At 32.9% G+C, this 13,812-nt stretch carries 9 protein-coding genes and 2 pseudogenes; 4 read left to right on the forward strand and 7 right to left on the reverse strand.

What is annotated here, in order from left to right:
• Window positions 1-102: 102 nt before the first annotated feature.
• Window positions 103-987: an IS982 family transposase gene (locus AAGD44_RS07045; RefSeq protein WP_341763539.1), complete on the reverse strand. Its 885-nt coding sequence runs from the start codon at window positions 985-987 to the stop codon at window positions 103-105.
• 24 nt (window positions 988-1,011) lie between these two features.
• Here AAGD44_RS07045 and AAGD44_RS07050 point away from each other — a divergent pair, with 24 nt between their 5' ends.
• Entirely contained in the window at window positions 1,012-1,995 is a 984-nt protein-coding gene (locus AAGD44_RS07050) for an IS982 family transposase (protein WP_341763540.1), read from the forward strand.
• Here the strand turns inward: AAGD44_RS07050 and AAGD44_RS07055 are convergent.
• Window positions 1,992-3,125: an ISAs1 family transposase gene (locus AAGD44_RS07055; protein ID WP_341763596.1), complete on the reverse strand. Its 1,134-nt coding sequence runs from the start codon at window positions 3,123-3,125 to the stop codon at window positions 1,992-1,994. The two genes, AAGD44_RS07050 and AAGD44_RS07055, sit on opposite strands and share 4 nt — an antisense overlap.
• 105 nt (window positions 3,126-3,230) lie before the next feature.
• Here AAGD44_RS07055 and AAGD44_RS07060 point away from each other — a divergent pair.
• A pseudogene (locus AAGD44_RS07060) lies at window positions 3,231-4,172 on the forward strand (IS4 family transposase); the annotation flags it as partial.
• A gap of 5 nt (window positions 4,173-4,177) precedes the next feature.
• Entirely contained in the window at window positions 4,178-4,669 is a 492-nt protein-coding gene (locus AAGD44_RS07065) for a recombinase family protein (RefSeq protein WP_341763965.1), read from the forward strand.
• 208 nt (window positions 4,670-4,877) lie between these two features.
• Here AAGD44_RS07065 and AAGD44_RS07070 read toward each other — a convergent pair whose 3' ends face one another.
• The 3 genes and pseudogenes from AAGD44_RS07070 to AAGD44_RS07080 form a co-directional block, all read right to left on the reverse strand.
• A complete protein-coding gene (locus AAGD44_RS07070) occupies window positions 4,878-7,127 on the reverse strand; it encodes an ankyrin repeat domain-containing protein (protein ID WP_341763966.1) in 2,250 nt (749 codons plus the stop codon).
• Between the two features lie 735 nt (window positions 7,128-7,862).
• Window positions 7,863-8,874 (reverse strand): annotated as a pseudogene (locus AAGD44_RS07075) (IS630 family transposase).
• Window positions 8,875-9,069: 195 nt separating this feature from the next.
• Entirely contained in the window at window positions 9,070-9,249 is a 180-nt protein-coding gene (locus AAGD44_RS07080) for a hypothetical protein (protein WP_341763967.1), read from the reverse strand.
• An 84-nt stretch (window positions 9,250-9,333) separates the two neighbouring features.
• Between AAGD44_RS07080 and AAGD44_RS07875 the strand changes: the two genes are divergently transcribed.
• Complete coding sequence (locus tag AAGD44_RS07875; protein WP_410521014.1) at window positions 9,334-9,591, forward strand: transposase; 258 nt, start codon at window positions 9,334-9,336, stop codon at window positions 9,589-9,591.
• 133 nt (window positions 9,592-9,724) lie between these two features.
• Here the strand turns inward: AAGD44_RS07875 and AAGD44_RS07085 are convergent, their stop codons facing one another.
• Both AAGD44_RS07085 and AAGD44_RS07090 read right to left on the reverse strand, forming a co-directional pair.
• Window positions 9,725-12,349 (reverse strand): tetratricopeptide repeat protein, encoded by a 2,625-nt coding sequence (locus AAGD44_RS07085; protein WP_341763968.1) that lies wholly within the window; start codon window positions 12,347-12,349, stop codon window positions 9,725-9,727.
• On the reverse strand, window positions 12,342-13,766 hold the full coding sequence (locus AAGD44_RS07090) for a hypothetical protein (protein ID WP_341763969.1): 1,425 nt from the start codon (window positions 13,764-13,766) through the stop codon (window positions 12,342-12,344). The genes AAGD44_RS07085 and AAGD44_RS07090 overlap by 8 nt, the downstream gene beginning before the upstream one ends.
• Between the last annotated feature and the right edge of the window lie 46 nt (window positions 13,767-13,812).

Consider the following 13,812-nt stretch of genomic DNA (forward strand, 5'->3'; position numbering starts at 1 on the left):
AATTATCGAGAAAGAAGCTATGACCCTAGAAGAGTTTATCATTACTGTGTATTGTTTCATAGAAGAAAAAATGACTATCTTAACGCCATGTTCGACTTTTTTTTAGCAGGTAACTAATTTTTCGAGTTGTGTTGGCACAAGTTTTAAAGACTTTGTCAAAAATGTAGCAATAGTATGAGCAAGTAATTTTCTAGCGATGCGAGATTGTAGATGCCAGTAACTCTTAACTCTGATAGCATTAATAGCAAAACGTTCTGTAAGCTGACCAATAACAGTTTCAATTAAACGACGAGTAGCAGTAATCCATTTAAGGAAATTCTTGGATCTATTATCCTTCATATTCTTTTTTAAAGGTGTTTGTAAATCAATGTTTTTGGTGGCCAACTCATCTTTTAAATCCTGACCAAGATAGCCTTTATCGCCCAGTACCATGCCACTAATATTAGGAGACATTACTTGCAGAGCTTCACGTTCAGACCCATTAGCAGGAGTTATCATGAATCCAGCTATTCGACCTTCTTCATTAATTAATACGTGTCCTAGAAAACCGTAATAATAGCTATCTTTCGAAGCGCAGTACCCATAGTCAGCGTATTCCTTAAAACATCGCCCTCTCGTTGCTCGGGCCAAATTTATTACAGGAATCGGTACCCCATCTATCATATGCAGATCTGATTTGCTTGCACTCTTAAACAAGTCGGCAAGCAGCATGTTCTTAATAGATAAAAGACCGCTACATTGCTTCACATAAGACGGTCTACTCTTTAGATTGGGAAACCATTCTTGAAAATGACGTTTAAAATATTCCCATATCTGCTTGTCTTGGTGCAAACCGATAAATTCTCCCACCACTTCCATTGTTAATGCTTCCACGTCACTTAAGCAAGGTGGAAATCCTGCTTTCCTTACTTTGATATTTTTGGTTATTATAGTCATTTTTTCTTCTATGAAACAATACACAGTAATGATAAACTCTTCTAGGGTCATAGCTTCTTTCTCGATAATTGAACTATGACCTTATTAGGCTATCCTATTCTTTTGTCAATCTTAAAAAAAAGTCGAACATGGCGTTTATTATCTATTATCCTCCCATATTCCCCTTATCCAGAATTAACGTTAGAAGAGTTTATCATTACTGTGTATTGTTTCATAGAAGAAAAAATGACTATAATAACCAAAAATATCAAAGTAAGGAAAGCAGGATTTCCACCTTGCTTAAGTGACGTGGAAGCATTAACAATGGAAGTGGTGGGAGAATTTATCGGTTTGCACCAAGACAAGCAGATATGGGAATATTTTAAACGTCATTTTCAAGAATGGTTTCCCAATCTAAAGAGTAGACCGTCTTATGTGAAGCAATGTAGCGGTCTTTTATCTATTAAGAACATGCTGCTTGCCGACTTGTTTAAGAGTGCAAGCAAATCAGATCTGCATATGATAGATGGGGTACCGATTCCTGTAATAAATTTGGCCCGAGCAACGAGAGGGCGATGTTTTAAGGAATACGCTGACTATGGGTACTGCGCTTCGAAAGATAGCTATTATTACGGTTTTCTAGGACACGTATTAATTAATGAAGAAGGTCGAATAGCTGGATTCATGATAACTCCTGCTAATGGGTCTGAACGTGAAGCTCTGCAAGTAATGTCTCCTAATATTAGTGGCATGGTACTGGGCGATAAAGGCTATCTTGGTCAGGATTTAAAAGATGAATTGGCCACCAAAAACATTGATTTACAAACACCTTTAAAAAAGAATATGAAGGATAATAGATCCAAGAATTTCCTTAAATGGATTACTGCTACTCGTCGTTTAATTGAAACTGTTATTGGTCAGCTTACAGAACGTTTTGCTATTAATGCTATCAGAGTTAAGAGTTACTGGCATCTACAATCTCGCATCGCTAGAAAATTACTTGCTCATACTATTGCTACATTTTTGACAAAGTCTTTAAAACTTGTGCCAACACAACTCGAAAAATTAGTTACCTGCTAAAAAAAAGTCGAACATGGCGTTAAGATAGTGAGTAGTTGATTATTATCCCAACCAGCTGCTTTTCTAAGCTGCTTGATAGAATCCCTTTTTTGCTTAGCCTTCTGTAATACATTCAATGCCATGTGTTTAATAATAGCTATATTTTGAGGAGCATTACCTTTTCTAATACGTGAATCATCATCTCTAAAACTAACATCCAAAATCCAGTGCACACTATTCTCAATAGCCCAATGAGATCGGATTGCCATACCGATTTTTACTGCTTCTTGCTCTAAAGAGCTAATGTAATATCTTGTTTCTTCAGATAAAACTCCTTTTATTTCTCGTTTACTTATAACCTCTATAATTGTCTTAAGCTCCGGCCAATTATGTTGCTCCTGTAATTCTTGTGGCATAGTAACAGCTCGATAAATCCGTTCTTCAATACGTCCATGCTCACTTCCGTCAGTTGTTTGATTGATATCAACTGACAATTCATTCAGCAACTCTTTATCTGCAAATACTAACTTAATATCTTGGTGTAAATTTCCTTGATTACCTTTTAATGATAGTATGTAATCTGCTTCTTTATCGATAATTGCTTGGGCAATCTCTCTTTGACAGCCCATAGCATCAATGGTAACAATAGCTCCTTTTATGTCTAGAATACCAAGTAATTTAGGTATTGCTGTAATTTCATTACTTTTATCAGATACTTTCTCTTGTGCTAACACTGTTCGACATTCACTAGCAAAAGCTGATACCATATGTAATGGATTCTTATCACCATCGAATGTATGACGAGACACTTTCCCATCTATAGCTATATGTGTGCTACTTGGAAGTTTTAAGCTACTTGCCCAAACGGTAAAGCATGTGCTGAATGTTTTAGGATCAAGTACTCGAAAAAAACGTCGTAACGTATCGTCAGAAGGAATTCCATTAGCATATGGAAACACCGTACGTAAAAATTCTAATTTTAACCTGCCAAATCGTTCAATATCTCGCCAACCTTCTGCTCCACAAATAATTGCAGTTAAAGTCAAAAATAAAATCTCCTCCACACTATGAAGCTTATTCCTATCAACTCTATGATCATTTATTCCATTAATAAAGTCTTCAAAACTTTCTCGTAATTCTTCTTCTCTCATGGTTACCACTCACTTATTTGTAACCACTACTATAATAATTTTTATTCAATATTACTTATATAATTTTTTATATGAGGCAGCCCTGCTGGCAATGATAATTCTCGATATCGCAAACTACAAAGATTTTTTTCTGGCTTTAGTTTTTGTTATACTGCACTGGCTAAATTATTAGTAGCATTTGCCAAAATTGAATCAGAAAAATGGTTGTTGGCTTTGGATCGTACTAACTGGAAATTTGGCAAGCTTGATATCAATATTTTAGTATTATCAATCTGCCATAATGGCATAGCTATACCAATCATGTGGGACATGTTACCAAAAACTGGCGTTTCAAATAGTGGTGAACGTCAGAAATTAATAGGTAGATTTTTGCAAGTATTTGGAGTAGAAAAAATATCAGCATTGCTTGGAGATCGTGAATTTATCGGTGATGACTGGTTGAAATTTCTAGCAGATCGTAATATTCCATTTTATATAAGAATTAAGCAAAATTTAACTATTGGTAGATCAGAAAACGAATTAGTGACAGCAAATCCATTAGTAAAGAAGTTACAGAATAATGAATATAAAGTACTCAGAGGTAAGAGATATTTAGGTAAGAACTATAAAGGACCTAAAGTTTCTGTGGCTGCTTTGCGTAACGGAGAAGGAGAATTAGTAATTATAGCAACCAATGACAACCCCTATCAGGCCTTGGATATTTACAAAAAACGCTGGGAAATTGAAAATCTTTTTGCATGCCTTAAGACGCGTGGCTTCAACTTTGAAAATACCCATTTAGTACATTTGGATAGAATAAACAAATTATTAGGGATATTAGCTATAACTTTTACCTTTGCTTATACTGTGGGCTTATGGCGGCATTCTATCTGGCCTATAAAATTGAAAACTCACGGCAGAAAGGCTATGTCACCTTTTAGGTATGGACTTGATTACTTACGAAGAATATATTTAAACCAAGGGCAAATGTACAAGGAACTATCCAGCATTATTGATATATTTATCAAGCCTCTAATCCCCAAATTACCAACAATTATATCATGTTAACCTTTATGTCATGTACTGAGGCCGGTGCTATTAAGATTTTTGAAGATGTGATAAGTGGTAAAATCTTTGACAGACCTGGACTAGAAGAGTTAATTGCTTATGCCAGACCAAATGATTTACTTTGTGTAGTAAGGCTTGATCGTTTAGGTCGTAGCCTAAAGGAATTGCTTGAAACTGTAGAATATCTCAAAGAATGCAAGATTGGTTTAATGTCCCTTGAAGAAAAGATAGATACATCTTCCGCTGCAGGTGAATTGGTATTTCATGTATTTGGTGCGATTGCACATTTTGAAAGAAGATTAATTGCAGAACGTACTAAGGACGGCATAAACGCTGCTAGATTAAAAGGTAAAATACCTGGTCGCCCTACTTTGAACAAAGAAAAACTAGATTCAGCGCTAAAGTTAATTGAAACAGGTCTCTCTCCAACCGCGGCTGCTAAGCAATTGAATATTGGGCGTTCTACAATATATCGTGAGCTTAAATATGCAAGATAGGTGTTTTTCATTAGTCCATTATGTCTTGCTGAACTCCTCTCTGATAAATGACATCTAGAAAATAATATTGTACCACAATAGTACAAGAAAATCTAATATTTTTATTAATTGTACTATAATTTCTTCAGTTCACTGTAGTACAATAAAACTCTACTTTGTTTGTACTATATTCTGTGATAAAGCATACAAATTCCATTTGTTTCAAAAACTACTCTAGATCATTGCTAAAACCATTTATAGAAGTATCTATATTGTTTTGAGAAAATATATTTCCTAGAAGATAAGTTGATGTTTCTTCTACGGGCGTGAGGAAATCACAATTAATTATTTCTATATTATTAGGGGGTGGAGTAAAATTAACCACGTCTATGATTTCATCCTCATCTATATCATTAATTTCGGCATTAGGATCCATAATAGTAGTACTATGATCATCTTGCACATTACTTAAATTCACATTATTTATAATTTCTATACACTTTGTCTTTACCTTATTTATTAAGACTCCTGAATCCTTGAGGGATATTACGTGCTCTAATATTTGTCCACATTGAGTTCTCCATTCTTCAATAGTCTTAGTTGCTTCAATACATTTAGATGGTTCACTTTTTACGAGTTGTAGTAGTGGTAATAAGATCCTACTATCTTCAATTAAAATTTTAATCACCTGCACTATATCTTTAGCTTTAAAATCCTTATTATTACGTGTCGCGGCTATATCAGTTAAAGATATACAACCCAATAAAAACTTTGTTTCCTCCTTAATATTGTAGTGGTCTTGGGTATTCTTAAGAAAGAACGCCTCCCCTATATCTATAAAATCTTTTACTGAATTTCTTCCGTGTACCATACGATTCAGCGTCTTAATGGTGTCATTAAATTCTTGTAAGTTCGTGGCCAAATCATTAGCTATAGCTTGTAATAGCTTAAACGGTTCTGGTGTCTTAATGAAAGAAGCAATATATTGCGCTTGCTTATGCTCCGAAAGACTTACCACTGTAAAAGAGGAGAGCGTAAGTTTATATCGTTCCCCTGCTGCTGCCCATTGCTGCTGTAAACTATCAAATGCTGCTTTCACCTTATCTAATAGATCTCTTTCGGAGTTCGCTTTTAGTACCGGATTTGAAGGAGGCTCAGAGGGACAAACTGCAGCACACCGAAGTGTATATGAGGATGGGAGCCTAGACTCGACGTGCAAACTACCAGCGGCAGTAGCGTTTCGAAAGAGGTCTAATTTCTCTTCTTCTGAGGGTATATTCAAAACTAAAAAACATATACTTTGTATTATAGGCCTACTTTCTGTAGGTGTGTTTTCTTCCCATATTGGTGGAATAAGATTATTAATATTAGGATTTATCAATATGGATGAGTTATTATGATCTATACTATCCCCCTTTACAGGAGCCTCAGCAAAATTTGGTTGCATTTCTTTTATAACGACGGATTTAACTATTACTGGTACGGGAACAGCTGTGGCTATTCCTTGTGCTGGCGGCGTTATACATTTCTCTAAACTGCGTGTTTGTTGTACCTGTTCTAGTATTTCCTTAATAACATTAATTATCTCTGGGCAGGGGTTATTCTGCTGATCTCCTATTTTAAAATCAGCTCCATTTTTAAAGAGTCGTATAATTATTGTAGTATAGTGTTCTTTATCTTTAGACAATAATCTTGCGGCAAGATGTATAGAAGTATTGCCTTCGTTATCCTGGGCATATATATCTACCTTCTTGTCTAAGAGCAAATCAATTATTTCTATATTTCCTGTTTCGATAGCAATATGTAATAGAGTATTGCCTTCTTTATCTTTATAATCTAAGTTAACTTTATTATTTAAATAAAACTGTACAATTTTTTGTAAGCTATATTTTTCAGCTAGTTGGCGCAATGGATAAATATTAAAATCCTTACTTATTGCGTTTTGATTAGAATTTCTATTGTTTGTTCTATTAGTTGTAGCAGTTTCCTCAATAATTTTGTTATCTTTTTCAACATTAAGCTGAATATTATCAGGGTTAGTAGTTTGAGGTATTGCTACTAGTTCTTGATCATTGTTTTGGTCATTTATAACAGTAAGGGATCCTATAGTTATTTCTCTCTTGTCCAGTGGATACTTCTCTTGAGGTATATAAGAGTTAGCTCCATGTTCTTTAAGGATATTTACAACCTCACAATCGTCAGCAAAAAATGCAATAGCTACCAGAGAGTCTCCTTCAGAGTTTTCTACTTCCATACTGTATTTGAAACTTGCATATTCTCGTATTAGCTGTTCCAAGTCAGTAAGTGTACTGAAATCTTTACCATGATGTTGTTGGAGTTTTTGTTGCTCTTTCTTATCTACCTCTAAGCAAATGGCAGCAATTTGATTACGGTATTCCTTATGACTAATGGCAATTTTTTGCTTTTTGCTATTGGTATTTTTAGCTGCTTTATTTATAGGATGCTGACGTTTTGACATAAATACTTAGAAAATTAATAGGTTGTTTATAACAATTCTAATAATGTTAACAAATTTTCAATAAATTAATTATTTGTTAATATTATTTAGGCATTATATATAATCCTATTAATATTACAAGTATTTTATTGTGATAAAAAATTATAGGTATAATTTTGTTTTACCTGTTCTTTCAACTTTTTGCTTCTTGCTAGGAGGAGAGTGAGAAGCATCAGAGATTTTATTACTTTTAGTAGAGACCCTTGTAGTTTTATGTCGCGCGTTTATAAGGTCAAGCTCAGATTTCATTAGGTGAGCATAAATAGTTGGATGAGATTCTATTTTATCCCAAACATTCCTACTCTTGTGATCTTTGCTTAACCGAATGCCATTGTTAACATCAGAATCCCATTTATAGCGCTTCTTCCATTTGCTCCTATTACTTTACTTAATAGTTGATTATGACTATACTCCTCTGGTATGAATTTACATGCGTTGTTGTTCGTCGCTCTCCTAGATTTTATTAGGCTTCGCTCCTCACGCCTAGCAGCAAAATCATCTGAGAGGAGTAGATACTATTAAACTATACTAATAATTTAGAGGCACTCTTACTAATATGATTAAACAAAACAACAAAAAGCTCCTTATTTCCCCAATAAATAATTTTAATAACCAATTATATGAAAAGTACAAAAACTATTTAACTAAAAGGGCAAGCGAGGCTAATCAAGAATTAATTAATACTATTTCCCATTGTTAACAGGTCAGATAGCTTACCGAACATAATTGTGCTATAGTGTTGCAATCAAGGTTTTTGATAAAATCACATACTATGTTTTCTAAATCGGCCAAATTCTCATAGATCTTATTGTATAAAACTGCTTTTTTAATGTACAACCATAATCTCTCTACCGGGTTTAACTCAGGGCTATATGATGGCAAGTGGATAATTTGAATGTTTTTGGGTATGACTAAATCCTCGGACTTATGCCAACCTGCACCATCCATAATCATTATAACTTCAAGATCCGTTAGCTCTTTGCTAAATTCTGATAAAAAAACATTCAGACAAACAGTATTGGCATAGGGTAACATTAAACTGAAGGATTCTCCATTTTTTGGGTTTGCAGCGCTATAAAGATAAAAATTTTGAAATCCAAGTTTGACTTTTACTGAACTCCTGACGCCTTTCTTCAACCAACAATGACCTATTTTTGAATGAGTACCAAACCTTGCCTCATCAAAGAAAAAGATCGCTTTCTTTAAATTTGCATTAGATTGTAGTTTTAGAGGAAGATTTTTTTTTAAACTCTTCTACCAAATTTGGATTTTGTTTGTAGTGCTTTGGTCTCGGGGTTATATACGAATAGTTTAGCTTATGCATTATTCTATGAACAGTAGATTTACCCAGGACTATACCATATTCCTCCTCTATTTTTACCTTTAAGGTAGCAATAGTAATATTTGGATTTGCCTCAATAATGCCTTTGATTTCCTTTAGCTTATCTTCATCAAGTTTTTGCTTCCTGCGGCGCGTAGCAGGAGCTTTCAGGTTTTCAATCCCAGTAGATTTAATATGCTTTATCCAGGAACCAAGAGTATTCCTTGAAACATTATATACCTTAGCTACTTCTGTAATAGAATGTTTACTGGCTGCAATCACTGCATTTAGCTTCTTGCTTACATATCCGTAATTCCCCAATTTCTTCAGCTCTTTCGTGGCTATTTCTACTACCTCCTGATCCAGTAATTTTGATTTGTTTTTCATTAGACCTCTTGCATAACCTAAAGATAATTGAAGAATTTTTAGGAGAAACGAAGTCGGGTACCGCAGCGTACATAGACGTACGTGAGGAACAGAGAGGAGTTTCGACGACAAAATGACCAATTAGATTAGGTTATGCAAGAGGTCTATTCTGTTACCTATTTTCTCATCGTAAGAAAATTATAACAGAAATACAACCTATATTCTAGCGCTAAATAGCCTAGTTAATAATGGGAATTGGTATAATACCCCACAAAAAAACTTATAATGGCTTACTGTCATAGGACAACCTGGTTTCTTTAACTCTCTTTTGAGAGCTGGCTCTACCAGCTCTTCAAACTTACCTTCACTAATTGGGTATTTTCTTTCTTCTTTCATAATTGAACCTTCTTACTTGCCAATTATTCTACCCCATATTTTTTCATTTACAACTTATTTTGTTAACAGTGCCGTACAACTGTTATAGCAGATAAGGGATATGATAGTGATGCTTTTATAAAAAGCTTAGAAAGTAAAGGGTGTAAGGTTGTTATTCCACCTAAATCTAATCGCAAAGTACAGCGTGAATACGATCAACATATCTATAAAGAACAACATTTAATAGAATGTTTCTTTAGTAAACTCAAACATTTTAGACGGGTATTTGTTAGATTTGATAAAAAAGCTTCCTCCTTCATAGGCTTTATTGCTTTTGCTTCCCTGATCCTGCGGCTAAGATAAAGGTGCACACAACCTAGCAAATTATAGAAATTTATTCCCCTATTTTTAAACCTGTCCCGGTAATTGTTGGTTACAGTGCTTATCGGTTTAAAATACCAAATGAAATCCGTAGATTAGTAGTAGCTAGCTTCAGTTAATTTTTTGACCATAAGTTCATATTATGCTGAGTACAATATTCTAGCATAGCAGTACTGTTAGGGTGTCGTAGACCAAATTCTTTAATTTGAGGCTTACCAAAGAACTTATAATTATATAAATCCTTAGCCTTACACGCCGCTTTAGCTCCTTGAAGATATAGATAACTCACTTGAGCAACATTCTTTGAATTATTTCTATATAAATAAAAATAAATAACGTTAGCTTTCTTGTAAGATTCTATTGCTGTTTTAAGGTTATTCTTCATAGAAAAAATTTCTCCTTGCACTACATAACTGGCGGCTAAGTCGGGATCTTCTGATTGTTCGATATCTTTGGGGTTTCTTCTATAATCAGCTAATAATATTTCTATGGCTTTATTAATATGCACTAAGGCCTTATCCACCTTCCCTTGTTCCATATCACTTTTAGCAAATTGCGTATAAATACGCGCATATATTTCATGCCCTTCCGGTTTGACTGGCTTATTCATATCATATAGTTGTTTAGCTTGAGAATGAGCAGCATGATGTTTACCAAGAAAATTGAGTATTTCTGCTCTTAACATATAATAGTTTGTTAGAAATAAATCATGAGCTCCTGCCCCATTATTGATTAATGTGTTTATAGTTTTACCGACTTGATGGAGAGCGTCTTCATATTTTCCTTGCATAAAAAATAATCTTGCTTTAGCAAAATATAAAGTAATAATATCAGCATTTTCTGCTAATACTCCCTTAAACATCTTGTCCATTATCTGAATATTTTGTTCGGCTTCTGGAAGTCGACCTAATGCTATATTAGCTAATACTAAGCAATATACTACGTTGCATTTAAAAGCTTCATATCCTTTTACACTATCAAAGACTTTTTGGGCTCTAGTATAATATTCGATAGCCACTGTATCATTTGCACATCTTTTATAATATACCCCTATTAACCCTAAGTAAGTTGCATATAAAGCTTTTTCATCATTATTCATTAACCAGAGTTTAAATTTTTTTTCCTTCTCATTTTTATTAAACCACTCTACTAACTTTTGTGTATTATCCAAATCTAAAGAGTTAACATATTGTACTATTAACTGTAAATTGAGCCCAACCAATTTATAAACATTGATGTCATACTTAGCAGCATTATTCGATAGTATCTCAAAATTACCTTGAATAGTTCGGGAAATTCTAAAAATATGAGCCTTTATTACACTTTTTGGTATATATTGAACTAACTTACCGATTATATCCTCTAAATAATTTCGGTTATTCCTATTACCATTTATTTTCTGCACCTTATCTGCAATAATATCATGCATTTCGAAAATTGGATGCTCTTCATTGGAATCAATATTATTAATTAAGAGAAATTTGGAGAGCTTGTAAATATCATCGTCTAGGGTATCTGGATTATCAGTAATAATACTTAGTATCTGCTTAGAAAAACTTTGGTTATTCATTAAGGCTATCTTTCCCAGTAAACTAACCGCACTAGGCTGTAACTCCTTAATAGCCATATTTATATTTAATTCTATTTTATCTGCGGATTGATAAATTTTTCTCTTATATTCTTCTTTATCTAAACCTTTAATTTTATTCAATAATTGTGCGGCCTGTACAATTAATATAGGATAACCACTAAAGGCAGTAATTAAAAATTCGATATCTTTATCATCATAACTATCAAGTAAATTTTTTGCTAACGTAATTGTGTTCTCTCTATCAAATAAACTCATTTCTAAGGCATTGGCATTTGGCAAATGCCCGCTTTCTTGGGAACAAAACATAATATCTCCGTTATGCTCCCACTCTATTATATCTTTAACTTTCTTATTCTCTCCAATTTTCAAGTTATCAAATATTAATAACCATTTACCTTTATGTGCTAAATATTCTAATACGCCTTTCTTAGCATCTCTCGCTTCTTCAACTATATTAGCTTTCAATATTTGATTAAGTTGTTTGGCTAATTTAACAAATTCCTCATTTAAATTCAAATTGCAATCAAAAAACCAAATAATATTGTAATTATCCTTATGTTCATAAGCATATGCCCTAGCAAACTGGGTTTTTCCTATACCACTAGTCCCAATAATACTCACTTGTCTATATTTATTTAGATATTCTCTAGCTTCTTTAAGCTGTTTTTGGTGATTAACAAAATAACTTACTGGAACGATTAAGTTAGTTATTTTTTCTTTTCCAAAAGAACTACTGTGCATAGATAATAATAATATTAATAATAGACTTCCTGCATAAGTTAATCTAAAGGGTAATTTTATAGCTGAAACTCGCCTCTGCTTGACAGGTGCCTCTATGTATGCTCTAGTAGCATGGTTCGTTTCTTCTACAAATTCCAAAGGGTTGTGGGACTTATACAGGAAGTGTAATATAATGGAATATTTCCAGGAATTAAGTTTAAAAGCGTGCGGCAGGCCGAGCTCAGTATAATATATAAATAAACGCCCCCTTGCCATGCGTAAGAACCAGATTATATAATCAACTGACGAGAAGTTCGTGACATCGTCACTCAATGCTTGCCTATTATATATAGGCGTCGCTCCATCGCTCCTAGCACCAAATTCTCCTGAATTGATTATAGAAACAAAATTATATAAATAGCTAGTCATTATTTTTTTTAGGGAAAGAGTTTAATAAAATCACATTATTTTCTATTTTTACAAGTTTATTATTATTTTGCTGCTTGTGGCGCTTTATTTCAATGGTATTATATTTATTACGCTCTATTTTTAAATTAAACCCATTAGTTTTTAGTACATTAAATACCTGTATAAGATTAAGCACAAAGGGATTAGCATGAGTTTTAAAAAATTGAGAAGACAACTTAAATAATTCTTTTTCTGAAATTATAGCCTCGCCATCATATTCAAAATTCAGCTCTATTTCATCTTTTGCTCCACCAATGGTTAATTTAATATTATATATATTACCTGCAGATTGTTTTTTAAGCAAGAAAAATAAATAGCTAATTATGCTATAAATAATTTGGTGGAGTGCGGCACTAGACGAAAAGTTTATCTCCTTAATATCACTTGTGATTTCAATCAGGATATTATCATCTTCTTGTTCGAATCTATTTTTAAATAAACAAATTAATTGGTTAATATTCACTTCTTCCATTTGGTCTGCTTGATATAACACTATAGAACAAGGCACGGCATCATTAAGCTTTTTTAACTTTGAATTTTTACTTTTACTTTCTGCAATATTAAATACATCGTTAATGAACGCTATTTGATTAGCTTGTTGAGCAAAGAGGTAGTTTATTTCTAAATCTTTTTGTTTGTTAAAATCATTCTCCCATATCTTTTTCATTAAAGTCGCTTTGCAATTTTTTAATTCTTGCTGATACATTTTTGTTACATAGGCTAACTGTGATTCATATTTTTTATGATAATATAGTGCATAGTTATTTTGGAAATAGCGTAGTGATTTATACAACACAACATATATTAGCAGTATATTAGCGGCGAAGAAGATTATTAATATCCAAAAGGGTTCTTTAATACCTTCCTCTATTTTATTCCATACCTGATTATCAATAGCTAAACTAATGCTAATTTGAGTGAAATCATTAATGTTATAGCCCTTCTCTAATTGATAAGCTTGGGTTGTAGTGTTTTGAATTTTAGTATTGGAATACAATAATTTTTTATTTAGCTCTATTTTATAATAAATAAATTCTGGAATATGCTGATTTAGTAAGGTCCCGAAACGGAAAAGGTTATAACTAAAACATTTTCCTGCATTACATATTTCAATATCACTTCCAGTGCTATTGAAGATATTTTTACTGCCCGCATTAGCAGGTAACTGATGCGCTATCACCGCTATTTTGTTTAAGCTTAATTCTATTAATTGGTGATAGTATTTCTCTAAAATTTGTATTTTTTCTATTTTACTTTTTTTATTATAATATTGATGTAAAAAAATTATTAAAATAAAATAAAATATAAATATTAAGAAAATTAACTTAATAAAATTCTGCTTCAATTTAGTCGGATAATTTGAATATTGTTCTGTCATAATAAATAAAAAAAAGTAATATAATAATATATTTATCCTCTAGCTT

Origin of the sequence: Candidatus Tisiphia endosymbiont of Beris chalybata (assembly GCF_964026555.1) — a bacterium.
Taxonomy (GTDB): domain Bacteria; phylum Pseudomonadota; class Alphaproteobacteria; order Rickettsiales; family Rickettsiaceae; genus Tisiphia.